The sequence below is a fragment of the Pantoea sp. DY-17 genome, assembly GCF_019795975.1.
In the GTDB taxonomy this organism is placed as follows: domain Bacteria; phylum Pseudomonadota; class Gammaproteobacteria; order Enterobacterales; family Enterobacteriaceae; genus Pantoea; species Pantoea leporis.
On record NZ_JAIMIG010000008.1, the window covers coordinates 25,503 to 51,230 of the forward strand.

Consider the following 25,728-nt stretch of genomic DNA (forward strand, 5'->3'; position numbering starts at 1 on the left):
TTTTTTCCACACACCGGATTGGCAGTGATGTCAGAACGTTCTGTGGTATCGTCCCCGCCTTTTCAGGGGAGAGCTATGAAAGCCAGACATCGCATAAGAAAAATGACCCTCGGCAGGGCGCTGGACAAATACTGCACCTCGGTCTCCGTTCACAAACGGGGCCATCTGCAGGAGTTTTACCGCATCAACGTCCTGAAGCGAGCGCCGATTGCTGACAAATATATGGATGAGATCAGTTCCGTGGATATCGCGGGCTACCGCGACGGACGTCTGGCCACCGTCAGCGAGCGAACGGGCCGTCCTGTCAGCGCCAACACGGTGAGGCTTGAGATGGCCCTGCTGTCGGCCCTGTATAACATTGCCCGCATTGAGTGGGGCACCTGTACCCATAACCCGGTCGAGCACGTGCGCAAGCCACTGGCCTCATCGGGACGTACACGCCGCCTGACGTCGACTGAGGAGCGACGGATAGGTCGTGCGCTGCGGCTGCGTAACGCCGAGCTGGCAGCGATTTTTACGCTGGCTATCGAGACGGCCATGCGTCAGGGGGAAATTCTGTCGCTGCGCTGGGAGCACGTGGACCTGCACCTCGGCATCGCCCACCTGCCGCTGACCAAGAACGGTACTGCGCGCGACGTTCCGCTCTCACATAAGGCGCGTCAGGCGCTGCGTGACTTTGCCGGTCCCGTCTCTGGCCCGGTATTCAGCTATACCTCCAACGGATTCAAGAGTGCCTGGCGAACCGTCATCACTTCGCTCGGTATTCAGGACCTGCACTTTCATGACCTGCGGCACGAGGCAGTCAGCCGCCTGTTTGAGCTCGGTACGCTGAACGTCATGGAGGTTGCCGCGATTTCAGGCCACAAGAGTCTCAACATGCTCAGGCGGTATACGCACCTGCGTGCAACTCAGCTGGTCAGCAAGCTTGATGTGCGCCGGCGTCAGGCGCAGAAATTCGCGGCGCTGTTCGTGCCTTATCCTGCTGAAATCTGTGAGGACGACAACGGCAGCGTCGCGGTACGGTTTGCGGATCTCGAGCACCTCACCGTTTTTGCTATAACGCGGGAGGAGGCGCTAAGGAACGCGTCCACGGAGCTGCTGCGCATTCAGGCGCGCGCAGCCTGCGCCGGCCGGCGCCTTCCACCGCCCGGGCCTGTCAGTGCCAATGACTCGCGACGGCTACTGATAAAACCATTCTGACGGCCTGACGGCCACCCGATTTTTTTGTGCGCTGGACGTTATGTCCGGCGCAGGATTCCGCCTGTCCGCCGCCCGGCGGTCAGATACACACTTTTGCAGACTGACTTAACCTGCTGCGCCTTCTGCGCGGCATGCGACCCCCTGTTTCGTTAACGATCAAGCCGAGCCTTCCGGAGACTTCATGAAAACAATTCTTCCCGCAGCCTGCGCTGCGGCCGTGCTGCTGTCCGGCTGTCAGGCCATTAACAGCGCAAGCGTTACGCCGCCCGCGCCTGCTGCAGCGGCCCACGTAACCACACAGCCGCCGCGTACGGCACTGCAGCTGCAGCAGCTGTGGCTTGAAGGTGACATGAGCGGCAGCACAGCGCTGCCCGTAGCGATCATTCGTGCCGACAGCGATCGCGTCACTTTCAGCTGGAACGGCGACGCCGTGGAGCTGCTGAGCGCGCTGGCCCGCGCCCGCGGCCTGAAGTTCAGCTACACAGGCGTGCGCCTGCCGCTGCCCGTGGACATTGAGGTGCAGGACGTCACCTATGCAAACGTCCTGCGCATGATTGAGATGCAGACCGCCTGGCGCGCCACGTTCGTGACGTACCCCGGGCAGATTGTGCTGCAGTTTATGCCCTCGCTGCCGGCTGAGCCGGGACGTAACCATAAGGGAGGCCGCCGATGAAAGCCCGACTCTGCGTCCTGCTGCTGCCCGCGCTGCTGGCGGGCTGCGCGGGATTTCACTTTACGAAAGCGGCACCTGCGCCCGGGCCTGACGGCGCGCCGCCGCCGGGGCCGGAGGCCTACCTGTCACCGCAAAAGCGCGACACCGCTGACGTCTCCGACAACCGCCGGCAGATGCTGACCGAGGGCGGGCGCACCACCGGCTTTCGCGGCGGCAAGGCGCAGCGTGCGTGGGAACTGCGCCGCGACCTGGAGGCGCGGGCTAAGCAGCTTGATGCCACCTATGACTTCCGCCCGCTCATCAGCAGCCGCGGCTGGCTGCCGCCGGTTATCACCGAGGCGGTGGACGTGGCGCACGTCACGCCCGACCAGATACGCACCGCGAGCCACGTGTACGAAATCATTCAGCCCGAGCGCTTTGTCAGTAACTCGCCGACGTGGCGCGGCTGGCTGATGGCCGGGCTCAGCACCGTGCCGCCGGACGAGCCGGAAGGCGGGCTTATCCCGGAAAACGGCGTGCAGCGCGACATCTGGCAGGCGGCGGTCAACGAAGGCTGGGCGGAAGGGCGCCAGAGCGCCGACGAGACGCTGGAGGCCAACGTTAACCGCCTGACGCGCGACTACAACGGCATGCTGCAGTACGTGCTCTTGCGCCGCCAGAACCTCATCACCGCGCCGGTAGTCACCGAGCGTCAGCAGACGGTCACCGGCGACAGCAACAAACTCACCACCGGCGATCGCGAGCGACGCCTCGAATCCCGCGCGGGCTTTGTCACCGATAAGGCGAAGTGGAAGCCGGTCATCAATACGGAGAAGCGTTAATGGCAGCCTCAGATCTGGAACTCTATGACTTCAGCGGCGGCCTCAGCGCCGATACGCTGCGCGGCTTTATGGTGTGGTGCGCGCGCAACAACGTGAGCGACATTCACCTGCAGGGCGACAACCACTTTGTGGTCGGCCGTTACGGCCGCCTGCTCAGGGCAAGCCCGTTTGTGGTGGCGGACGACACCATGGCCAAACTGATGGACGAGGTGTTTTCCCCGGAGCTCCGCCCGCAGGTGCGCGGCGGCGTGTCGGTTGATCGGGCGATGCAGCTCGACGGCGACATGACCGGCCGCTGGGGGCTGAACCGCGGCGAGCGCATCCGTTTTCGCGTGAACCTCCTGCAGGGCACGGCGGGGCGTCAGGACAGCACTATTGGCTGGACATTGCGCGTCATTCCTTCCGACATCCCGCCGCTGGAAAGTCTGGGACTGGAGCCGGAGCTGATGGCAAACCTCCTGCCGGCGAAGGGGATGGGGCTGTGGGGCGGCATCACCGGCTCAGGTAAAAGCACCTCGCTCGCCTCGACCTATCGCCACTGTCTGGACACGGACCCTGATCGCAAGGTCACCACCAAAGAGGACCCGATTGAGTTCATCCTCGGCCGTCCGGGCGACGTGCTGCCGCCGCTGCAGTCGCAGGTGGGGAAAGATATTCCTGACTTTGCTACGGGCATCCGCGCAGACCTCCGGCGCGCGCCGTCGGTCATCGGGGTGGGGGAGATGCGCGACCGCGAGACTATTGACGCCGGCATCCGCGCCGGCCAGCTCGGTCACCTGATGCTCTCGACCACGCACATCGACTCGCCGGGCGAGGCCTTCCCGCGCCTCATTAACGAATTTCCGCACGAGAGCCGCGACGCCATGGCGTGGTCGCTTCTGGGCGTGCTGCAGTACGTGGTGGTGCAGACGCTGCTGCGCACGACCGACGGGAAGCGCATCGCGGTCCGTGAGTTCGTCCTTTTCGACTACAGCCTGCGCGAAAAGCTCGCCGAAGTGCCGTGGTCACAGTGGGGTCAGCATATCAACAACATCATCCGGCTGGAGAAGCGCCGCATCGTGGATCAGGCCTGGCGCCTGTACCGCGGGGGCCGCATTGCCGAATCCGAGCTGGCCGTGGTGATGTCGCCGCGCCAGCGCCGCGAGTTTGAGGAGGGGACCGCGTGAGTACGCTGAATAAAGAGAACTATCCGCCGGGATTCTGGCGGCGGGCCGGCAGCGCCCTCAGCTTCGTCGGCATCCCCGCCTGGCTGTTTCTGCTCTACCTCTTCTGGTTCCGCTTTCCCGCCATGAACACGATTTACGTCGTGAGCGGCATCATCGCCGTGTTCCGCGTGCTGAGGATGTTTGGCTGGGGCGTCACCGAACTGCTTACGCGCCTGGCTCGCTGGGCGCGCGGCAAATCCCTGAGCGGCCGCCCGTGGTGGTACCGCCGGTTTACCGACGGCGAGTAGCCGTCCTGACACAGCAGCACAGGAGGCTTTATGAAGACAGCGGATTATCCGGTGTGGCTTGCCGTTTTACCGGACCAGCGCGACGCCGCGCGCGCCGACGCCGGTAAACATCCGGACGGAGGCAACGCGATCACGTGGGATAAGGAGGCGCAGCTGTGGTACGCCCGCCCGGGGGCTGACCTGAGCCTGATTCAGAAGTGGCTGCCGGACCGCAGCATACGCAGCAGCGGCGGTGGAGACCCGCAGTCTGAGTTTCTGGACGCACTGACCAGCGGCGGTCTGGTGCTCGACGGCCTGCCGGTGATGGATGGCCGGCGTCACAGGGTGTCGGTGGCGGACGGGAAAAAGGGCAATAAAGACGGAGTCTATCGCGGATTTCTCGATGGCGTGAAGCCCGGCGGCTGGTTCATCAACTATCACCGCGCAGAGAACGACAAGGACATTACGCGCTGGAAGGCCAGTGGCGGGACGGGAGAAGCCGACCCGCTGGCGCGCGTGCACATTCGCGCCGTGATGCGCCAGTCGCAGGATGACTTTGCCCGCGAGCAGGCCGCGCTGTACGCGCAGCAGACCGCAAAGGCAAAGGCGCTTTATGACCGGCTGCCGGCTGCCGACCCGGCGCATGGCTACCTGGTGCGCAAGGGGGTTACGGTGGCGGACGACGTGCGCCAGACCCGCAACGGCGCGCTGGTTGTGCCGTTCCGCGACGCAGATGGCACGTTCCGCACGCTGCAGTACATTCCGCCCGATGGGGAAAAATATCTGTACAAGGACGCGCCTAAGGTCGGTCACTTCCGCGTGGAGGGCGGGGAACTGCTAAACGGCGAACCCATCCTTTACGCCGAGGGTTATGCAACCGCGCGCAGCCTGCACATGGTCACCGGTCGTCCGGTGGTGATGACAATCGACGCGGGCAACATGGAGACGGTGGCCGGGGTGCTCAAGGCCCGCTACCCCGACAGCCCGCACCTGTTTATGGCCGACGTTGACCACGCCAAAGAGAAGAACAAAGGCGTGCTGTCGGCTAACCGCGCTGCGGCGGCCACCGGTGGCGTAGTCCTGCTGCCGGACCTGACGGCCGCCGAGATCGAGCGCGGACTTACCGACTTTAACGACCTGCACCAGTTTCGCGGCGCCGAGCGTCTGCGCGAAACGCTACTTCCCGACATTGCTCAGGCTCTTGAGCAGCTCAACTATAAGGATGCCCCCATGGCCACATCTGACGACGCACAGCCTGCGCCGGACACTCTTCCCGCCGCTTCCCCGGACGCTGCAGCCGAATCCACACCTGTCCGTCGCCCCGGGGCGGCAAAAGAGAAAACGGGTGAAATCCTGAAGCTGCGTGATGAAGGGCTCACGCCCGCGAAGATTGCGGAGCAGCTTGGCATCGGGCAGACCAGCGTGTATCGCATTCTGAAGGCGCAGCAGACAGACGCGCCGGTGGCGGACAGCACTCCGCCTGCAGCCACTGTGAACGAGCCGGTTATCCCGGCAGCGACCCCTGTGCCTGCAGAGGTACCTGCCGTTAACGCCAGCGAACCTGATGTCCCGTTGCCGGCGGCCGGCGTGACATCGACAGCCGAAGCGCAACCTGTCACTCCGCCGGCTGCTGAAAGCGTCGCGGCAGCACAGCCAGCACCTGAAGCACCGGTGACGCCGGCGACGGTATCACCGGGTACCTATGATGGCTTCACCGGGCTCTACGGCACCGGCGCCGAACTGCGCGACAGGCTGGCCGCGCTGGCCAGCGGGCAGGTCTCTCCGGCGGCGCTGCTGCAGGACATCAGCACGCTGCGTTCACGCATGGAGAGCGCGGCGATAACCGGCGTGTACACCCGTGAGCACGTGAAGGAGATGCAGCAGGTCTTCGACCGGGTGACGCAGGGCGGAATGGCAGGGGCAAACGTCATGGAGACGGGCGGGTTCAGCCGCCTGCGCAGCCTGCTGGGGCAGCGCGATACCTGGAGTTCACTGCACCCGACCGGCGGCACGCTTGATATTAATACCGTGCCGGACAGGGTGGGTCAGCAGTACGCGCTGCTGGCGCGCGGGGACGTGACGCGTGCGCAGTTTGATCGTGAGGTGCGGATGCTTTACGGCGAGTTTACCCGCGCCGACCCGGGAAGCTTTACGCCCGGGCGTCAGGAGGAAACGCGCGCGGTCTTTGATCGCATGGCGTCACTGGAGAGCCCTGAGCGCGCCGCGCAGTATTCGGCTGGCGCGGCGGTGCTCGCGGCGCAGTTGCCGCCGGCGTCTGCCGCTGACCCGAACGCCACGGCGCTTGATCGTATTCAGACGGCCCTGCGCGACGAATTTGTGTCTCTGGCCCGCGGTGAAACGGCGGCGCCGGCGCTGATGGAAAACGTGGCGCGACTGCAGGCGCAGCTTGATGATGCAAAGGCGCTGGGCGTCTATGCCAGCGGCCACCTGAAAGAAGTGCAGGGCGCGTTTGACCGCGTCACGCAGGGTGGACTTGCGGGTATGCCCTCGCCGGACGCACCGGCTCCCCGCGGAGACTACCTCTCCCGCAATCCCGGATCCGCCTCGCTCGACGTTGCCAGCGTCCCTTCACTTATTGAGGCGCAGATTGGTCTGCTCGTTCGCGGTGAGGTCACGCGCGCACAGTTTGAGGATAACCTGGCGGTGCTGCGCAATGAGGTCGTGCGGCTGTCAGAGACCGGCAACGTCACGCCGGCGGCACTGTCAGCTGCAGAAGGTGCCTTTGCGAACCTGGGCGCACAGCCGCTACCGGCCGCTGCGGCCACACCGGCACCGCTTTCAGTACCGGTCACATCTTCTGACGCGCCCTCTCCGGAGCCGGCGGCAGCGCCGGCTCCCATTGCCACACCGTCCGTGGCCGCCGTGCCTGAACCAGCGACACCGGTGACAGACGCCAGTGTGACGGCTCCGCCGGCTAATGCGGCGCCAGCTGCAACGGCATCCCAACCGTCTGCGGTGCCCGCCACGGCAGCTCAGCAGGCACCACAGGCCCCATCGGTCTCAGCTCCCGCTGCTTCTGCTGTACCGGACGTCTCCTGGCAGACAGCAGCGGACACCCGACCTGAACCCGCTGCCCGCGCGCCGGAGCCTGCGCATGAAACAGCAGCACCCATGGCGGAGGCTGTTCCGCAGCCAGCCGTGCCGCCGGTCAACCCGCTGACCTCCGCATTTGGCGCAGAAAATGCCATTTTGGTCGGCGCCCCGCGCGTGGCGGCGCAGGATGAAGATACGCCAGCCTCTTCCGGATCGAAATCGGCACGCATCGATGCCGATAAGCTGCTGAGCCGCGTCACACACGAGAAGCACCCGGACGGCAAAAGCGTGCTGTACAAGCTGGACGGCGAGGCGGCCTTCATTGACCGCGGTAATCGGCTGGTCATGGCGGAGGGCGCCAGCGCGCATCAGGAGAAAGTGCTCGCCGCGCTGCTGACCGCTGCCAATCACTATCAGGGGCGCATTGAGCTGACCGGCAGCGACGAATTTAAGGCGTTTGCGATCGGCGTCATCGTGGCCAATAAGCTTGACGTGAGCATGAAAAATGCCAGCCAGCAGGCGGATCTGGACGCCGCGCGCCGCGCCGCGGGTCAGCCCGTCACGCCGGCCGCCCCAGCTGATGCGGTACGCGGAGACCCGCAGGCACCGCGGACCACTGAGACGCCGCCCGTAACGCCGGCTGCGGCTGCACAGGCGCCAGCGCAAAGTGCTGAACCCGTGACAGCGTCACAGCAGCCCGCTTCTGCACCGGCGCCTGAGCCCGCCGCGCCGAAGATTTCACCGGCGGTTCATACGCCGGCGGAAAAGGCACGCGAGCCGGTGACCGGCAAGGTCACCGCCTGCGGGCAGGCGCCGTTCCGTTTTGAAGCTGGCCAGAGCGAAAGCACCTTTATCACCCTGCGCACTAAAGAGGGGCAGCAGACGTTCTGGGGCAAGGAGCTTGCCGGCCTGCTGCGAGAAACCAACCTGAAGCCCGGGCGAATTGTCACGCTGCAGTGGCAGGGCGAACAGCCGGTCACGGTGAAGGTGCCGAAGAGGGATGACCATGGGGTGGTTACGCACTATGAAAGCGTGAACACCCACCGCAACCAGTGGGCGCTGGCGCCTGCGGGCGGGACGCGCGTGCAGACCGGTGCAGAGGACATGGTGCCGCTCGCGGCCGTGGACGTGAACCGCTACACCCAAATCCAGCACACGCTGGTGAGCCGTCTCGGGCTGGACGTCGACGCGCCGCCAAAGCCGGCCGACGGCCTGTACTGGCTGAAGCCGGACGGGCAGGGCAGCGCGCAGGCGGGCGATGCGCTCTCGGCGCCGCGCCCGGCGCACAACGATCGCGCCGGCATCCCGGTGATGTCCGCGTGGGGCGATGACGGCCGGCTCGACCTGCACCTGGTGCAGGGCGACGGGGACTACCTGCAGGGTGTGGTACGTCAGGGCGGCACCTATCAGCACGTGCTGGTAAGCCTGCCGGGCAGCGCTGAAGCGCCGCCGATGGTGGTCAACCTGCTGACGCCGGAAGGGGCGCAGCCCATCGGCAGCGGCAACGGCATCAACCGCTCAAACGGTCAGCCCGTGCCGCGTGAGCACGTGGTGGTGCGCCTCAACGGTGACGCAGAGCCGCGCATCGCGAAGCTGGATGCGCCCGCCGACGTTCCTGCCGCGCTGCACGCCCGCCTCGGGTATGACGAGCGTTTCAAAGCGGAGTCCGGCTGGGTAAAGGAGCAGCCGGCAGCAGCACCACAGGCAGCACCGGTCACGCCGCCGCGGCCGGCTCAGTAATCGATCCTTCCGGAGTTCTCACATGAAAAAACATTCAGCGACCGCCATCGTGGCGGTCTTTTTCTGCTGCACCGCCTTTGCCGCCGGCGCCGCGACCTGTCGCGCCGGCAGCGCCGCGCAGACCGGCAGCGAGGCGGGCTACAACGCCGCCAAAAAGGCTAACGACGCGTGGGCCGCCCGCGAAAGCCAGACGTCCGATCAGCTGCAGAACTGCCTCTCCGGCATCCGCAACATTTCCATCAGCCTGCCGAACCTGCCGAGCCTGCAGGACATCATGAACCAGGCGTCAGAGAAGGTCTGCGGGGCGTTGACGGACAAAATCAACAGCAACCTGCCGACCAGCATCGATCCGTGGCAGTCCTACGGAATGTAAGGAGTACAGAATGCAGAACCCCCAACATGTCGCGCCGTCTCAGGAGGCGGCTGTCGTCCTGACCGACCCGGACGCCTATGAGCACGCCCTGCACGCGCAGCACGAGCGCACGCTCGGCGCAGAGTTTGCGCGCACCTGCCTGAAGAGGCTGGGCTGGAGCCTCAGCGTCAACGTCATTCAGGCCATCGTCATCGGCGCCCTTGCCGTTTACATCGTGTTTCTCCCGCGCGAGTACTTTGCTACCGAAGCGGGGCGCATCACGCCGCTTTACCCGACGGATAAGCCGGTCTGGAGTGAGAGCGACGTGCGGCAGTTTGGTGCGGACACCATCAGCAAGGCGTTTACGCTCGACTTCGTGCACTACCGCGACCAGATGACCGCCGCGGCCGCTGACTTCTCGGAGGAGGGCTTCACCGGCTACAACAGGGCGCTGAGCACCGACTCCAACACCCTGTCACTGGTGAAGGATAAGCGCATGAACCTGACCAACACCGTCGAGCCGGGCGTCATCACCCGTCGCGGCGTGGTGGGCGGGCGCTACACGTGGGAGTTCCAGTATCCCGTAACGCTGCGCCTGCAGGGCCAGAACACCAGTACGCCGCCGCTGCGCTACATCTTCACGCTGCGCATCCAGCAAGCCGATCCGCGCCTCAAACCGCGCGGCCTTGAGGTCACGCAGACCATCACCAACAACGCAGGATAATGCTATGAGCAATTTTCGCACGCTGGCCCTGTGGCTGGCGCTGTGCGGCAGCGCGAGCGCCGCCACGGCAACGGGGACCGCCCCGGCGGCCGGCACCGACGGCAGCTGGCGCACGACCGCGTCCGCCGGCGGTGCTGCCGCGACAGGCCAGACCGGTGGCGGTACGGGAACGCCCGCCGCGCCGGCAGCGGCCGGTCCGCTGCCCGGGCAGCCCCTGCCACCGCCCACCTCGGTCACGTATGACCAGGCGCAGGCGACCATTGCCCCGCTGACGCCCGATGAAATCCGCCAGCTGCGTGCGCAGCAGACCGAGCAGAACCGGGCGCTGGCCACGCCGGGTATTACGGCGGTACCGCGCATCACCGCGCAGACGGTGAGCCTGCAGCCCGGCGCGAGCCTGCCGCTGGTGCGCACCGCGGTGAACTGGCCGGCGACCGTGAGCTTTATCGACAGCACCGGCGCGCCCTGGAAAATTCTCGGCGACCCGGTGAGCGGCTCCCCGGACATCGACGTGAAGTGGATCCCGGGCATGTCCTTTATGGTCATCACCGCAAAGCGCGACTTCGTGAACACGCTGGTGACCGTGGGACTTGAGGGACTGCCGGTGCCGCTGCAGATAAGCGTGATGAGCGGCGAGGCCGACACGGCGAAAAAGACCTGGACGGTGGACGCGCGTCTTGACCTGCGCATTCCCCGCCGCGGGCCGGGCGCGGCGCCTGACGCGCCGGGCCCCTCGCGTATCGGGCTGCACGACGACGTGCTGCAGGCGTTTCTGGACGGCGTGCCGCCATCGGGCGCGAAGCGCCTGAAGACCACCGGCAGCGTGCCGGACACGGCGGTGTGGCAGCAGGGCGACGACCTCTACATTCGCTCGCGCGCGGACATCCGCGATGAGTTCGACACCACGCTTTCGTCGGCCGACGGCACCCACCTGTGGAAGCTGCCGGTGACGCCGCGCGTGGCCTTTTCGGTTGACGGGCGCACCGAAGCCCTCAGCATTGCCCTGGAGTAATCATGAGCGATCAACAGAACACCGGCAGCGGCAACATCCGCCTGATGATGGGCCTGATCCTTGGCGGCATCGTGGTGGTGGCGGGCGGCGGCTACGCGCTGTACAGCTACTTTGCCGCACCGCCGCCTGAACCCTCGCGCGTGAATCTGACGCGGGTAGGCGGCAGCACGCAGGTGAGCGCACAGGAGCAGGCGGCCTATCGCGAGCTGCTGCGCGAAAACAACGCCCGGGGCGCGCAGACCGCCGCCGCCTCGAACGGCAGCTTTATCGCCAGCATCCCGCTGCAGCAGGACGTGGTGACGCCGAAAGAAACGCCAAAGGTCACGCCGGCCGTGACGCCGCGCGAGCTGCCCCGTCCGCAGGGTAACGGGCGCACGCAGGAGCAGGAGAAGGCGCTCAGCGAGGCACGGCAGAAGTCGCTGACCGCGCTGCTGGCAAAAATGCAGGCGGAGCCCCGGACCGACCTCCCCGCCGCGCAGCTGCTGGGCGGAAAGGACGGCGGCTGGGCCACATGGCGTGACTCGCAGCCGGGAAGCTATGTGCAGCAGGCCGCCGCGCGCAGCCGTCAGGTTGCAGCAAACACGCCACCGGCCTCTGTCGTTGTGGCGCCTTACTGGCGCGGGCCGGGGAAAATCTGTACCGGAGTGGATTCTGACAACGGGGCCACCCCGGTGCTGGGATGCATTGAAACAGGCCAGTATGCGGGCGCCGTACTCAAGGCTCCCGAAGGGGCGAAGCTGTCCGGTAACGGCGTCATCGTCCACTTCACCACCATGACCCTGAACGGGCAGGCTTACAAAGTGGACGCCTACGCGCTCGACGATAAGACGCTCGTGGCCAACATCGCCTCTGACGTCGACCATCACTATCTGCGCCGCGTCGTACTGCCTTCATTATTCGGCGGTACAGGGGAGGCTGGCCAGCTTTACGCACAGTCAAACACGCAGATGCTGAGTAACGGCTTCAACACCGTTACCTCCCGACCCGGCCTGCCCGATCCTACTGCTGTAGGAGGCGTAATTCTTGGCGGCATGGCCCAGCGAGCGGGGCAGGTGCTGACAAACGATGCTGCGCGCCTGCCCGACCGCACCGTAACGGTGAATAACGGTCTGGTGGTGGCCATCCAGTTTATGAGTGCGGTGTACAGCACGGACGCGCTTCCTCCGCAGGGTGCGGCGGCGTCAGCGGACAGCCCTGCAACGCCCGCAGCTCTGAACAGCAACCCGACCCCGAGCGCCGCGGACCTGCGCGAAGAAACCCAGGCGCGCATCCGCGCCGCCGAACAGAGAGGTATGCCCCGTGAATGAATTCGATCCGCAGCCGGCGGTCATCGCGCCGGTCCCCCCCGCCGCTTCACCGCCCGCCCCGCAGCAGCAGAGCTTTCTGACGCGCCCGCTGGTGCTGGGCTACTCCCTGCCCTGGCTGGCGGGTATAGGGCTGGTGCTGGGTGGCATCGCCTGGTATGTGTTCCTGCCATCAGGCTTTTCACAGGATGCCAGCCAGCGCGCGTTCGGGCAGGACGCCGGCCTTGAGGCGGTGCAGCCCGCTTCTGCCGCGTCCGCGCCGGCGCCGCTGCAGACGGGCGGACTCAGCGTCCCTGCCGCCGCGCTCAGCGTGGCGGAACCGGCCGGCAGCGTGCCGGACGACGTGGTGAAGCTCATCCGCGAGGGGCGCGAGTTTGAGGCGGCCAACCGCGAGGCGATCACCCGCCTGTCGGACACGGTGCGCGCGCAGACTAAGGCGCTGGCCACCCTGCAGCAGCAGCTTGCCGGCATCGCGCAGGAAAACGCCCGGCTGGGTAATCAGCTGACCGTGCTGGCCGCGCGGCCTTATTCTGAGGCGGGCGGACACGCCGCCGGCAAGCGCGCGACGCGATCGGCGCTCACCGGCATGCGGCTGGAAAGCCTGCAGGAGGGGATGGCGTGGGTCAGCTGGCAGGGCAAAACGTGGGCGGTGCAGGCGGGGGATACCCTTGGCGGCGTCACCGTGCGCGACGTTAACGCGTCTGAAGGCAGCGTCATAACAAGCGCCGGCGTGCTGCGCTAGGGAGGCGTCATGGGAGGATCGCTTGACGGCATCACCATGCTGTCTAACCTGGCCTCCGGGCTGCAGAGCTCGTTCATCACCCTGGCCCTGACGCTGGGGTCACTGTTCGGCGTGCTCGGTGCCGGCGGCTTTCTGATCCGTCAGTCGTGGCTTGCCCGCAAGGCGCCCGGTCAGTCGGCGAGCGGCGGGGCCATGGTGGCCTGTCTGCTGCTGTCGGGCTGCCTGGTGGGGCTGGACCAGCTTATCGGCGCGGGGGCGCGACAGGTGGGCTGGCAGGTTTCGTTTGACGCCATCAGCTATGTGGACCAGGGGACGTTCGGGCAGGGCGCGGTCGCGGCCAACGCTCTGCTGAGCCTGCTTCGCATGGTCGGCGTCTGGTTCGCACTGGCGGGCGTGATGCTGTGGCGCCGTTCCCGTAAAGATGGCCACTCGGGCCTGACGGCGGGCGACGACGTCAACAAAGGTACCGTGAGATTTATCCTTGGGGTGCTGCTCATCTGTAGCCCCTACCTGCTCGATGCCTTACAGAAAACCCTCGGTATGCGCTGAGGCAGATTCAAAGACTTCCGTCCTCATGGACGATTCAACCGGCCATCCGGCCACTCTTATTTATTAAGGAAAACACCATGATTACTCGCTTTTACTGCGCGGCATACGCACGCGTCCTGATGCTGTCTGAAACCCTGCGCCGCATGACTTTGCGCGCCCTCTGCGCCTGGCTTGCCCTTATCTCGCCGATAGCCATGGCCGACGATGATTTAGCCGGAATAGGTACCCGCCTGGCTGATGGCGCCAAGTCGTGGCAGACCAGCGGTATCATCATCATCCAGGTTATCGGGTTCTTTTCAGTTGCCGGCGGCATTCTTTCCATTAAAGCCATGAAGAATAACCCGCAGATTAAACCCTGGATGATAGCGCTTGCCATTGTTGGCGGGCTGCTGGCTATGGGTATCGCGGAAATCATCAAGCGCGGCATGAACCAGATGGGCATGACGCCGGTCAGCATCAGTTAACTTCCCGGCCGCCCCTCACGGGGCGGCAATTCTCCGCATCACTGCCGGATTACCCGGACAGTTCTCCTATTGTTCGAACAGGACTTCACTATGGTTTTGAATCGTACGCCGGCTCCGGTGGCAGGTTCTCTGCTGCCGCTTGTACCGGACGTCAGCGGTGAAGACGAATCCCCGCGACCTGTGGCGCTGTCTCCCGGCGCGCCATGCCGCTGCTGCGGTACGCGCGCGCAGCGCCTGTGGCAGGGGCCGGACGCGCAGCCGGTCTGCACGCTGTGCTGGCTGACCTTTAACCTCGACAGCCCCACTGCCGCGCACGGGCACCTTGCCTGGCTGCCTGACGCACCCGCCGCCGATGTCATCAATCTGCAGCGCCGCGCGCTTATCGGGCAGCACAGCGAGAGTAAAGCCGTGCGTAAACAGGGCAGGCGCGTCTGGAACTGGCTGGCCCGCCACGCACGCGAGGTGGAGGGCATGTGGGGCACCTCCCGCGCGCCCGAGTTCGCCGCGGCCTTCGCGCGACTTCCGCCTGTAAAGCGCGCGCAGATGCAGCAGCGGCTTGAGGGCTGCGTGCTCATTCTGCCCGCTGACGTTTTTAACGACCTGACCCTGCTGCTGCCGCTGGGCCGCACCGCCGATAGCGCGGTGCATACCCCGGCATGGGCGACCTATACCCGGAGCGACCTGTATGCCGAACCGCCTCATCCGCTGGACTGAAGAAGTGATCACCGCCGCGACCCGCTTTGCCGTGTCGCGCGACCTGCCCGACTACTGCGATCTGCAGACCGTGGTGCGCCTCACCGACGACGATCGCATTCGTCACCCGGAGCTGAGCGCGCCGTACATCATGGTCACTCATCGCGGTGACTATCTGACGGTTTATGAAGTTGCCGGCAGCTACAGTGAGGCAGACGAAAAGCTGTCCGCCGGGCATGACGACGCGTGGCAGGGACGGCTTGACCGCATGACTGAGTCCTTAAACTCCCACTATCGCCATACGGGTCATAAAATCAGCACCGTACACGAGTGCGATCCGGATGGCGGCGGGGCTGTCATCCGTCGGCTGCTGGCGCCGCAGTATCAGTCACTGAAGCGCACCGGTCTGGATCTGAAATACATGCTCGATGAGCAGGTGAAGAAGCTCACGCCCTGGGTGAACGCGGAGCGCACCTGGCTTGTCTGCTACAGCGGCCGCGGCGTGCTGGCCGGGCACGAACTGCGCGATGAAAACGCCCGCCTGAAGGAGCTGGTGAAGGGCAGCCCGGCGGCCGCGTTTGGGCAGAATCCGCTGCTCACCGAGCTGGCGGGGCTCAAAATCCGCCACGACGCCTTCCTCTCGCAGGTTGAGCGGGCGCTCGGCGACAGCGGCAGGGGCGTACTGATGCGCCGCATCGATGCGCACGAAGCCGGGCGCGTGCTGCGCGCGCAGGTGGACCCGGGCACGGGCGCTGACTGGCAGCCGCTGCTGCCGGACGATCGTATTATCCCCCGGGGCGTGCGTCAGGGGGAGGACGCCACCGCGCTGCTGGCCCCCTGGCTGAACTTTCAGGTCATGGGCGCGGGCGTTGATGAGATACGCAACAACCTGATCAAAATTAAAGGCGTCTGGCACGGCACGCTCGCCGTGAACCTCGGGCCGCAGAGTCCGCAGAGCTTTGCCCGCCTGCGCGAACTTATTCCGCGCAGCGTGCCGTTTCGCATCCGCAAGGACCTGATGCCCGGCGGCATGCGTCGCCTCGGCGGCAAGCACGTCGTGCTGAGCATGGCGTCCTGGGTGCCGGGCCTGAAACCGATTTTCGATTCCATTTCGATGCTGGCCGAACGCGAGATGCACGAGCCGGTGTGCGTGATGACCATCACGGCCGCGACCTGGGGGGACTCACCGGAAACGGTGACGCGCAACCTGACGCTGCTGCAGCAGGCGCTGACGTCGTGGGGGATATGCGGCGTAACGCAGACCTTCGGCGACCCGGTTAAGGCGTGGGTGGCTACGCTCACGGGATCGTCTGCGTCAAGCGGGCCGTGCCTGATGTATCCGCCGCTGTCCGAGGCGCTGAACCTGATGCCGCTTACCCGTCCGACGACGGCCTGGAGCGAGGACGGCAACGCGCTGTTTGTGTCGCCGGACGGCAAGCTGATGCCGGTGGCGCTCGCGCCCTCCAACCAGACCAAGAAAACCAGCATCGTGGCCGGCGAGTCCGGCGGCGGTAAATCGGTGTTCATCAACCGGCAGCCCATCATCCTGGCGATGTCCGCGCAGCAGCAGTTACCCTTCTTTGCCGGCATTGATAAAGGGTTCAGCGCGCAGGGCATGGTCTCGATACTGCGGGATGCGCTGCCGCCGGAGCGTCAGGACGAGGTGCTCAGCGTCGTGCTGCGTAACGACGCGAATCACTGCCGCAACCTGTTCGACATCCAGCTGGGGCTTTCGGTGCCGCTCAGCTACGAATCCGAATTTATGGAGAACGCGCTGCAGGCCCTGTGTATTGACCCCGGCACCGGCGTGCCGCCCAACGGCCGCGATACGCCGATTATTCTGCGTCGTCTGGTCAGCGACTCGTTTAAGGCCTGTCGTGAGGAACCGCGGCGCTACGAGCCGGGGCTCGTGCCGGAGGTGGACGCGGCGCTGAGTGACGCCGGCATCTGGGAGGCGCACCCGGAATACCGCGACAACGCTACATGGTACGAGGTGCGGGACCTGCTGCAGGACGCGGCCCATCCGGCCGCCGCGCAGCGCGCGCAGTTTCAGGCGGTGCCGGAGCTCGCCGACATGGCGCCGCGCCTGCTCAGCGAGGACTTCAGAAGCATGTACGGAAACATTCAGCGCGACGGCAGCAGCGAGCCGCTGATTGAGTACATCGCCCGCTGCCTGCGCGACGCCTGCGGCCAGTACCGCATGTTCGCCGGGCGCACACGCTTCATGATAAGCCCGAAGGCGCGCGTCATTACGGTCGACATTCAGTACGTCGCCGGCGACAAGTCAAAGGCGGGCTATCTGCAGACCGGCATGATGTACCTGTTTGCCGGCCACATCGCGGGCGGCGACTTCGTGCTGCCGCAGTATCAGGACGAGCTCTTTCCCGCTCTCCATAAACGCTGGCACCCGATGCACCGCGTGCGCGTGGATCAGCTCGACCAGGAGGTTAAAACCCGGCAGTACGACGAGCTGCACAACGCCAAGGGCGTCCCCTTTATCTTCCCGATGCTCGAAACCGCCGATCGCGAGCAGCGCAAGTTTGGCGTGCGCACCGTGCTGTCCTCGCAGTACTTCCGCGACATGCCCGACGCGCTGCGCCAGTCAGCCAACTCCGTCTACATGGTCGGGGTCGATCCGGAAGACCGCGCGCTGCTGAAAGAGCGCTTTAAGGTGCCGGACGCCACGCTTGACCGCTTTGAGCGCATGGGCAGCGGCCCGGCGGCCGACGGCAGCGGCGTGCCGTTCCTTGGCATCTTCCGCATTAAGGGAGGCAGCACCATTGCCCACATCATGAAAAACGCGGTGGGCCCGGAGGAGCTGTGGGGCCACAGCACCACGCCGGTGGATATGTCGCTGCGCCGCATGCTTGATAAAGACGTCGGCGCCGGCACGACCCGCCGCATCCTCGGGCGCTTCTTCCCGAACGGCTCGGCCGAGAAGGTCATCGAGCACCGTCAGCGCACCGCGGGCGAGGTGCGCGGCGACAACGTCATCCGCACGCTCGCCACCGAGCTTATCGATAAACAGGGCTACGACCTCTGACCCCTCAGGAGTTCTGACATGCATAAATCCACACCATGGCGCCCCGCGGGGCGCCGGCTGCTTGCCGCCTGCGTGCTGGCGGCGCTGGCGCCGAAAGCGCTGGCGTACCCGACCGAGGAAATGAGCAGCATCCCTATTCAGACGCAGGTGATGCCCGCGCTGCAGACCATGCAGGCCACGCTGGCTGAAATCCTGTCGGCGGAGAAGGAGACCGGCACGGCGGTGGTGCAGTCCTCGGACAAAACCACCACGGCCATTACGGAAGCGGCGCGCACCCAGCGTGAGGCGGAGAACTTTAACCGTCAGGCTGACCGGCTGGAGAAGGCCCGGGCGGCCTACACGGTGCCGGACAGCATCTGCAGCGAGTCGGCCTCCGGCACGGCCGCGCAGGTAAGTCAGGCAACCCGCGCGGCGGCGTCAAAGCTTGCCGGCGGCAGCGGCGTGTCGAGTGCGGTCGTGCGGGAGACGCTGGCAAGCCTGCCCACCTCGCCCCGGCAGGGCGGCTACCGCAGCGCGCTGATTCACGCGGGCTACTGTACGGCGGAGGAGGCGAAGCTGTACGGCGGTACCGGGCTGTGCCCGGGCGTCTCGCCGCTGCCGGGCGGCGACACCGAGGCGCGTTCGCTTTACGACGGGGCGGGTCCGGCGGGTAAAGCCCCCGAACTCACCTTCACCCAGGCGCAGACCGATGCGGCGATGGCCTACGTGAACAACTCGGCGAAGCTCGACGCCGGGCGCACGCCGGGAAAGGGTGAAATCCAGACCGCCACCGGTCAGGAGTATCAGGGCCTGCTCACGCAGTACAAGGCGATGCAGAGCGCGGCGATGCAGCCGCAGCTGGACATGGTGGCGGCGAGCCAGCCGCAGGACGCCACGCAGGCGGCGCTCACCGAGGCGCGGCAGGCGCCGTCGGCGGAAAGCTACTTCCAGCAGACCGCGTCAGCGCAGGCAAAGCAGACCGGCACCATGAGCGAGCGCGAGTTTGAGGCGTTCGAGGTAGGCCGCCGCTACGCCAACACTGCGTGGGTCACCGACCTGCAGGGCATGGACGGCGATAACCTGGCACGCGAGATGGCGCGCCAGCAGAGTCTGGCCAACTGGCTGGCGCTCGGTATCAAAAACGAGCTGCGTCAGGCCAACATCATCAGCGGCCAGCAGCTGGCGCTGGCCGCCAAAAATGAATACGCCCCGCAGCTGCAGGCGCTGTCCTCGCAGATGAGCGCCGGCGTGAGCGCTAAGTAATCCCTTACGGAGCATTCCATGACGACAAGCGGTACCTTCGCGCCGGACGCCGGCGCGCTTTCTTCCCTGCTGGACGCGGCCGCCGGCCCGGTTCTGGTGCTGGACCCCTGCGGCGCGCTGTGGGAGGCCTTCTGGCAGGCGCCGCGCTGGAAAGCGCTGTGGCAGGCGTGGCGCCTGGCGCCGGGACAGACGCAGGAGGGCGACGTATGGGACGTGCTGAGCGCGCTGCGCCACGTGCCCGCCACGGTCGGGAGCGAGGCGCTGGCCGCCGCGCTGTTTCCGGCAGACGGGCACAGCGACCTGACGCGCAGCCTGATGGCCTGCGTGCTGGCGTTCGCGGACGACACGGCCCACTTCATCGGGCGCTCATCCGGGCTCGGTGCGCTGGCTGGTCAGCTGTGGGCTGACGACCTGTGGACGGCTATCGCCCGCTGGAGCCGTCAGTATCCGCATCATCCGGCGCTGCAGGCGGCGCGCGCGCTGCTGACGCATGAAGGCGCCGGCGAGTCTGTTCTGGCTATCCGCGGTCGCATGGCCATCTTCCACCACCCGCACGTGGCGGAGACGTTCACGGGCGCGCCGGGATTCAGCCTCAGCGCGCTGCGCCAGCGTCCGGGACAGATTATCTTCCTGACGCCCGACATCCGCTGCATGGAAAGTGAGGCGCTGACGTCCGTGTACGGCTTCCTCTTTAACGCGCTGCAGGCGCTGGCGGCGCTTCACCACGTCACGTTTTCGCTCGCTGAGCCAGCCCTGACCGCAGAAGGAGATCCCCTGTGAATGAATCTGATTCAGCCGCTCCGCAAGGGAGCGCAAAGAAGTCCCGCATCACGCCGAAGCGCGTGGGCTGGATAGCGCTGAACGTTGTCCTGCCGGCGTGGGAGGTGTCCAGCTGGAGCCGCCACGCCGGGCGCAACGTTTCGCGCCTGTGGCAGCGCCTTCGCGAGGTCACGGCAGGGCGCGGCGCCGGAGATTACCGCCCCGCTGGCTGGTCGCAGGCGGTGGCCGACAGCGGGCTTTCGCCCGCCCGCCTTGCGCGTAACCTGCGCGTCAGCCGCTGGATATGGTGGGGACTGATGTGGCTCACCGGCCTGCCGGTGGTGGGGTTCCTGCTGATGCTGATTGCTGCAGGCAGCAGCATCGGCGGGACCGGCTGGCTGCGCGTGGGCTGCGTGATGCTCGTGCTGATGCTCCTGGCGGCGACCGGGTTCGTGCAGGCGCTGGTCACCAGCTTCCGCCTGTGGCAGCTGACGGAAAAGCGGGTGTCGGCGTCAGAGAAGGGCAGTTTTCAGGACTTTCTGCAGGAGACGCGCTGGTGCCGGCAGGTGCTGAGCTGCGGCCTGCTTTAAGGAGACAACGGATGCGAAATAAAACACGTGAGCAGCTTCTTATCCGCGTTATCAACCTGCTGGACGATGCGGAGCTGGGTGAGCGGCATGAGACGATCATGAACCTGGTGCACAGCGCCCGCCGTGCCTGCAGGGAAGGACAGAGCAGTGTAGCGGAACAATGCAGGTCAGAGGTGCTCAGGCATCTGCACAATGCACGCCAGAGCCTGCAGGGAACGGAAACCGAACCCGCGGTTACCGTCGTCATTGATGAGGCTATCAGCCAGCTTGACTCCGCCAGTGAGAATACGCTGTCTTCCCCTTTCAGGCTGAATCCGGAATTCACAGAACCCCTGTGTTACCTGCTGATTTTTACCCTGCTGCTGACGCTTGTGCTTCATTTCGCGTTGTGAGCGGCTGACTGAGCTGAAGGAGGACTTTTATGTATATACGGCTCGATGTGTTTGCCGGCCTGCTCCGGGTGCGGCCGGGAGAGCTGCTTCACGCTGTGCGCAATACGGGCGAGCTGGACGGCATGCTGCTGCCTGCCCGCAGGCAGGTGCGCGGTGCGGCACTGATGTTCGATCAGGCTGAGGCCACGGCGTTTGCGGCGCGCTGGCACGCCCGGGAGCCTGCGGATCATCCCGCCCCCTCCGGTGAACCGCTGATACCGCTTGATGCGTTTGCAAGAGAGGCGGGCATTGCGCCGCTGGCGCTCTGGCAGGCCGTCAGCCGGCGTAAGCGCCTGCGCGGTATCACGCTGCCGGTGCCGGTCATGTCCGAAGGGCAGCTGCTGTTTGAGCCGGCTGCGGTCAGCCGGTTTGTCAGCGCCCTGAGGCGCGTATCGGACGGAGAGAGCTCATGACCCGTGATGAATGGCTGCTGAAGTTCCGGCGTCACCAGTCGCCCGACACGCTGGAGAAGGTTTACGAGATGCTGAAATACAGCGGCGACCCGGCGGACGAGTATGCGATGACCTGTGCCTGGGACCACCGCAGGGCGGAGCTCGCCGCCGGCAGGCTTTTCGATCGCGTGCCGATGCACGTGTGGCGGTTCGTGGAGTAACGTTAAGCGTATTCAGCCTGCCTGCCGTTCCCATACTGCCAACCTCAATACTTTTCACTCAGGTCATCCCCTGACCCACAGGTAAACCATGAAGCTACTGACAAAAATTCAGGCGGCGGCTCTGCTGTGCGCCGCGTCCTGCCCGGCGTTCGCCGACGGCGTGGACTACCAGACCATCAGCGATGCCGCCAGCAAGACCGGTGACCTGTCCCGGCAGGCGCTGGTGATGATATTTGGCGACGTGGTGCTTACACCGTTTCAGCCCGGGCAGGTCACGCTTATCGGCTCGCTGTTTGCGCTGCTGAACGGCGTGCTCTGCTCTGTCGCGCTGGTGTGGTTCCTCATCGTGACGCTGAAGACGGTATTTAAGGGCGGGCAGGACGGCAAGGTATTCAGCGCCGGCCGGACCATGCTGCATCCCGTGATGAGCTTTGCCGGCTTTATCACGCTCGTGCCGACCGCGTCAGGCTGGTCGCTGTCGCAGCTGGTGATGCTGTGGGCAGCCTCCACCATGGGCATCGGCAGCGCGAACCTGTTCACCGACAAGGCGGCTGACATGATTAGCAGCGGGATGTCGCTGGTCGTGCAGCCCACGGCGCCCTCAACGCGCTCGGCGGCGCGCGCGGTGTTCGAAATGAACCTGTGCAAGTACGCGACCAACCGCGAGTTGTCCTCGCTCTATCAGGACGGGCAGGCGCGAACGGCGCTGATGGAAACGAAAGGCGGAAACGGCGACTACACCACGGGTAACGGCAGTGCGCTCTGCGGCAGCGCCCGCATCCCCGAGCCGTCAACGGGTGTTATAGATAGCCTGTTTGGATCGGCCGTGAACACGGCGAGCGTCACGACGGCATCGCGGGGGGCGCTGGACACCATGCAGTCCACGCTCGATACCGCCGCGCAGGCTTACGTCGATGCCTATCTCAGCCGGCGCGACCAGGATACCGGCACCCTGAGCGATCCGGAGACCACCATCCAGAACGCGGCGGCCGCGTATGAAACCACGGTCAACAACGCGCTGAACCAGCTGAACTACAAAGACTCGCTGCAGAGTCAGCTGACGACGCAGCTTAAAACCTACGGCTGGATATCGCTGGGCGCGTGGTACAACACCTTTGCGACGGCCAACAGCAAAACGAACGAGGTAGCCAACGCTGCGCCAGTGACGTCAGGCGCCAGTCTGCACGGCGAAACGGGCACAGGTGACCTTTATCACCAGGTATTTACGGCGTATCGATCGCAGGTGCAGAACAGCACTTATACGGCGCCTCTGGGGTCGCAGACTGCAAAGGATGATGGAGCTGCTCTGAACGCGACAGACCCTGATGCGGTATTCGTGAGCTTTTACAAAAATCCGATGCAGAAAATCACTAACTCGATTGCCACATGGAAAGTAGGGACTGAGGCTAGTTTCTCTGAACAAGTTAACCCTTTAATTAAAATGCAAACCATCGGTGACTACACTTTAGGTGCCACCGAAACTGCTCTGGCGGCTTATACACTCACACTCGCTGCTGCATCTACTGCGGATAATTCAGTATTGGGAAAAATTGGCGGTCTGCTTTTCGTCAATCCGGGAGCAGTAGTTAAAGATGTTCTGACGGAGCTCTCACCGCCGTTTTATTTCGTGATGTTACTGCTGTTCGCAGTTGGATTTTCGCTGGCGGTATTTCTGCCGGCGGTGCCCTTTCTTTACTGGATGGTGGGGGTATTTAACTGGCTGGTAAGCGTCATGGTCGGTTGTGCGGCTGGGCCTATGTGGTCGGCAACTCATTTAGGAGCAGAAGAGGACAAGGGAAGCCGCAGTGCTTATGGATATATCTTCCTTATTGACATGATGTTGCGTCCCTCACTTATGGTGCTGGGTTTTTTCTTTGCTTCCGTCGCTGTAATGGCTGGAGGGACGCTGCTGAACATGCTTTTCGGTGCAGCATTAGCTAATGCAAATGCTGACTCAATAATCGGCTTGGTTAAAATGATCCTCTGGCTGTTGATTTATGCACGCATTGCCACCTTCGGCGTCACGCGAGTCTTCGGATTGCAGGCAACGCTCGCAGACTATGTGATTACGTTCCTGGGTGGCGCAGGTATGGCTGGCATCATGGGTGGACTGGTTGATGACGTCAAAGGCATGTTTGCTGCGACAGGCGGCGGATCCCGCAGGGTTCCAGGTCTACAAAAAGCACCTAATAGTGGCTCGCCTAAAGAGGATGCAATCAAGTAATTTCACCTGGCTTTATTTACAGTCATGCGTATAATTTAATCAGAGGAAATGCGGCAGGAGGATGCCATGAAATCAGTACAACGTCATGATTCTAGGGTTGAAAGTTTTTGGGTTGTCATAAAGTTTGCCTATTATTTTTTGGCCCTGCCTTGTTTGATGTTTATTGGTATTGCGATGGCTTTTATCGCATACGGAACAGCCACAGGTAAAACCACGGGTGCGGATTCACAATTTTATTCGGTAGCTATAGTTGTGTGGTTATTGGCAATAGTGCCTTTAATTGTTCGCCGTTACGGCAAAGTATCCCGGAAGCGCCAGCTTAAACAAATTGCCACACTGCTCACCAGTGAGGAGCGTTTCAGCCCACAGAAGCAGCATCAGGTTTTGGACGCGGGACGTGGTAAATATCTGGGCGTCGATACTCGGCATGGCAATATTCTGTACATCAACATGGTTAAGAAAGGCATTGTTGATGTCCTTGGCCTCACCATGGATGACTGGACGGATCGCGAACTTGAAGGTAGTACCCTTCGCCTTAATACAAAGAATCCTGAAGTGCCGGTACTGAGTATTAACGCGCATCCAACGGTGGCCAAAGAGCTGTTTGATACGATCGGCGCGATGAGCCACAAGAGCTATTCAGAATCGTTCCCGCAGGAACCATGGCCTGAGTATGTTGGCCGTCAAAGCCGCTTTGTGGAATTCGAGCACAACGTGGTGGTCCCGCAGGTCGTGTGATTCACCCCTATATTCTGACGCTTTTCCTCTGACACCGGCCCCGCGCCGGTGTTTTCTTATCTGTAGTCTGGCGGGCCCTTGCGTCCGTCTCCGATCCCGGAAACTCTCACATGTACACCTCTAATCCGAACGCCACCGGCAGTAACGAGCCGGCCATGGTGATGATCACCCTTGGCCTGACGCTGCTGCTTTGCTGGCTTTTCTTTGCTGACTTTGTGCGCTGGAGCTGCTGGTTCCTTTACTGGCTGTGGCGCTTCGCCGACTTTCCGCAGATTCACCGCTACGTCGCCGAACGCATCAACCTGCTGGCCTCCACCGGCAACGGCGCGGAGTCGGTGGAGCTGACCGAATGGCGCGACGTGATGAACCACACCGCCGGCATTCTTTTCGTGCCCATGGTCCCGTTAGTCGCGGTGACCAGCTGGGCGCTGGCGCGTCATCCTGCGCTGGGCTTTCGCAGCCGGCGCGCGATCGATATCCATTCGCTGCCGCGCGTGATGGCTATCTTCGCACCTAGCGTCATTCCCGTACTGTCCGGGCATCGCGGTGACGGGCTCATGAACGACACCACGCCGGAAAACGCCTGGGCGCTGAAGCCCGAAGAGTTTGCGGAGCAGCACGGGCTGATCAAGCGTCGTGTACTCGATCGTGACGCGGCCACAGTCTTGTTCGATGCACAGAACGGGCCGGCCATAACGTCACCTGACCAGTGGCAGCCGCATGAGCGTGCGCTGCTGGCCGTCTTTGGCCTGCAGGTGTTCACCGGTGACAGGAAGGCGGCCACCACGCTGCTGGATGACCTGAACCGCTCCTGCATGACCCGCCGGCTGTTTCGCGCGCCGGAATTTCACAGCGTGCCCGACTGGCAGGTTGCAGAAAAGCACGTGGCCCGCGTGCTGGCCAGCCCGGGCGTCAGCGAGTGGCTGAACATGCACGGGACGGTGCGCTCTGCGCTGGCCGGACTCTACGGACGCGACCTCCGCCTGCCGCCGGCGCGCTTTCGCTGGCTGAAGGGCTGTGACCGCACGCTGTGGTACGGACTTCAAACCGCCGACACCGCCAAGGTGTTCGTGGAGGGAGCGGGCATCGTGGCGCAGGCGCGCGCTGAGCGGATGGCCGCCCGCATGAATCTGCCGCGCCCGCCGCTGATGACGGATGAGGCAGTGACCGGCCTGCAGCTCGAGCTCGAGTCGCTGGGGCTCGTGTACCCGCGCGACGCGCGGCCGAAACGCGCGAAACCGCAGCGAGAAATACCGTTCCCTGACGCACTTTATCTGCCCGGACAGGGCGAAGACGAATTTTCTGACGGCGCCGGCGCGCGCTGAGAC

24 protein-coding genes are annotated in these 25,728 nt (G+C 64.5%); all 24 read left to right on the top strand.

The window, feature by feature from the left end:
• The first annotated feature begins 75 nt into the window (after nt 1-75).
• The gene (locus K5Y33_RS22905) at nt 76-1,200 is read left to right on the top strand and encodes a tyrosine-type recombinase/integrase (RefSeq protein WP_222235188.1); all 1,125 of its coding nucleotides are present in this window, start codon (nt 76-78) and stop codon (nt 1,198-1,200) included.
• Between the two features lie 181 nt (nt 1,201-1,381).
• Nucleotides 1,382-1,873 carry a DotD/TraH family lipoprotein gene (locus K5Y33_RS22910; protein WP_222235189.1) on the top strand — a complete coding sequence of 164 codons (492 nt, stop codon included), beginning with the start codon at nt 1,382-1,384 and terminating at the stop codon, nt 1,871-1,873.
• Complete coding sequence (locus K5Y33_RS22915; RefSeq protein WP_222235190.1) at nt 1,870-2,694, top strand: type IV secretory system conjugative DNA transfer family protein; 825 nt, start codon at nt 1,870-1,872, stop codon at nt 2,692-2,694. The genes K5Y33_RS22910 and K5Y33_RS22915 overlap by 4 nt, the downstream gene beginning before the upstream one ends.
• The gene (gene traJ / locus K5Y33_RS22920; RefSeq protein ID WP_222235191.1) at nt 2,694-3,860 is read left to right on the top strand and encodes a plasmid transfer ATPase TraJ; all 1,167 of its coding nucleotides are present in this window, start codon (nt 2,694-2,696) and stop codon (nt 3,858-3,860) included. The genes K5Y33_RS22915 and traJ overlap by 1 nt, the downstream gene beginning before the upstream one ends.
• On the top strand, nt 3,857-4,147 hold the full coding sequence (locus K5Y33_RS22925; RefSeq protein WP_222235192.1) for a conjugal transfer protein: 291 nt from the start codon (nt 3,857-3,859) through the stop codon (nt 4,145-4,147). Before traJ ends, K5Y33_RS22925 begins: the two co-directional genes overlap by 4 nt.
• Before the next feature lie 30 nt (nt 4,148-4,177).
• Nucleotides 4,178-8,920, top strand: a complete 4,743-nt coding sequence (locus K5Y33_RS22930) for an LPD7 domain-containing protein (RefSeq protein WP_222235193.1) — start codon at nt 4,178-4,180, stop codon at nt 8,918-8,920.
• A gap of 22 nt (nt 8,921-8,942) precedes the next feature.
• Nucleotides 8,943-9,293: a conjugal transfer protein gene (locus K5Y33_RS22935; RefSeq protein ID WP_222235194.1), complete on the top strand. Its 351-nt coding sequence runs from the start codon at nt 8,943-8,945 to the stop codon at nt 9,291-9,293.
• 10 nt (nt 9,294-9,303) lie between these two features.
• A complete protein-coding gene (locus K5Y33_RS22940; RefSeq protein ID WP_222235195.1) occupies nt 9,304-9,996 on the top strand; it encodes a DotI/IcmL/TraM family protein in 693 nt (230 codons plus the stop codon).
• Nucleotides 9,997-10,000: 4 nt separating this feature from the next.
• Entirely contained in the window at nt 10,001-11,008 is a 1,008-nt protein-coding gene (locus K5Y33_RS22945) for a DotH/IcmK family type IV secretion protein (protein WP_222235196.1), read from the top strand.
• Between the two features lie 2 nt (nt 11,009-11,010).
• The gene (gene traO, locus K5Y33_RS22950) at nt 11,011-12,315 is read left to right on the top strand and encodes a conjugal transfer protein TraO (RefSeq protein WP_222235197.1); all 1,305 of its coding nucleotides are present in this window, start codon (nt 11,011-11,013) and stop codon (nt 12,313-12,315) included.
• The gene (gene traP, locus K5Y33_RS22955; RefSeq protein WP_222235198.1) at nt 12,308-13,054 is read left to right on the top strand and encodes a conjugal transfer protein TraP; all 747 of its coding nucleotides are present in this window, start codon (nt 12,308-12,310) and stop codon (nt 13,052-13,054) included. The genes traO and traP overlap by 8 nt, the downstream gene beginning before the upstream one ends.
• Before the next feature lie 9 nt (nt 13,055-13,063).
• Nucleotides 13,064-13,603, top strand: a complete 540-nt coding sequence (gene traQ, locus K5Y33_RS22960; protein ID WP_222235199.1) for a conjugal transfer protein TraQ — start codon at nt 13,064-13,066, stop codon at nt 13,601-13,603.
• Nucleotides 13,604-13,680: 77 nt separating this feature from the next.
• Complete coding sequence (locus tag K5Y33_RS22965; protein ID WP_222235200.1) at nt 13,681-14,067, top strand: DUF6750 family protein; 387 nt, start codon at nt 13,681-13,683, stop codon at nt 14,065-14,067.
• Between the two features lie 90 nt (nt 14,068-14,157).
• Nucleotides 14,158-14,781 (top strand): conjugal transfer protein, encoded by a 624-nt coding sequence (locus K5Y33_RS22970; protein ID WP_222235201.1) that lies wholly within the window; start codon nt 14,158-14,160, stop codon nt 14,779-14,781.
• Entirely contained in the window at nt 14,753-17,803 is a 3,051-nt protein-coding gene (locus tag K5Y33_RS22975) for an ATP-binding protein (protein WP_222235202.1), read from the top strand. Before K5Y33_RS22970 ends, K5Y33_RS22975 begins: the two co-directional genes overlap by 29 nt.
• An 18-nt stretch (nt 17,804-17,821) precedes the next feature.
• Complete coding sequence (gene traW / locus K5Y33_RS22980; protein WP_222235203.1) at nt 17,822-19,045, top strand: conjugal transfer protein TraW; 1,224 nt, start codon at nt 17,822-17,824, stop codon at nt 19,043-19,045.
• Nucleotides 19,046-19,063: 18 nt separating this feature from the next.
• The gene (locus K5Y33_RS22985; protein ID WP_222235204.1) at nt 19,064-19,825 is read left to right on the top strand and encodes a prepilin peptidase-dependent protein; all 762 of its coding nucleotides are present in this window, start codon (nt 19,064-19,066) and stop codon (nt 19,823-19,825) included.
• A complete protein-coding gene (traX, locus tag K5Y33_RS22990) occupies nt 19,822-20,394 on the top strand; it encodes a conjugal transfer protein TraX (RefSeq protein WP_222235205.1) in 573 nt (190 codons plus the stop codon). Before K5Y33_RS22985 ends, traX begins: the two co-directional genes overlap by 4 nt.
• Nucleotides 20,395-20,405: 11 nt before the next feature.
• Nucleotides 20,406-20,786: a hypothetical protein gene (locus tag K5Y33_RS22995; protein ID WP_222235206.1), complete on the top strand. Its 381-nt coding sequence runs from the start codon at nt 20,406-20,408 to the stop codon at nt 20,784-20,786.
• 29 nt (nt 20,787-20,815) lie between these two features.
• Nucleotides 20,816-21,238 carry a hypothetical protein gene (locus tag K5Y33_RS23000; RefSeq protein ID WP_222235207.1) on the top strand — a complete coding sequence of 141 codons (423 nt, stop codon included), beginning with the start codon at nt 20,816-20,818 and terminating at the stop codon, nt 21,236-21,238.
• Nucleotides 21,235-21,438, top strand: coding sequence for an Hha/YmoA family nucleoid-associated regulatory protein (locus K5Y33_RS23005; protein ID WP_222213606.1), 204 nt, complete (start codon nt 21,235-21,237; stop codon nt 21,436-21,438). Before K5Y33_RS23000 ends, K5Y33_RS23005 begins: the two co-directional genes overlap by 4 nt.
• 88 nt (nt 21,439-21,526) lie before the next feature.
• The gene (locus tag K5Y33_RS23010) at nt 21,527-23,662 is read left to right on the top strand and encodes a DotA/TraY family protein (protein WP_222235208.1); all 2,136 of its coding nucleotides are present in this window, start codon (nt 21,527-21,529) and stop codon (nt 23,660-23,662) included.
• A 66-nt stretch (nt 23,663-23,728) separates the two neighbouring features.
• Nucleotides 23,729-24,400, top strand: coding sequence for a plasmid IncI1-type surface exclusion protein ExcA (excA, locus tag K5Y33_RS23015; protein ID WP_222235209.1), 672 nt, complete (start codon nt 23,729-23,731; stop codon nt 24,398-24,400).
• Between the two features lie 110 nt (nt 24,401-24,510).
• Nucleotides 24,511-25,725, top strand: coding sequence for a conjugal transfer protein (locus K5Y33_RS23020; RefSeq protein ID WP_222235210.1), 1,215 nt, complete (start codon nt 24,511-24,513; stop codon nt 25,723-25,725).
• Nucleotides 25,726-25,728 lie beyond the last annotated feature (3 nt).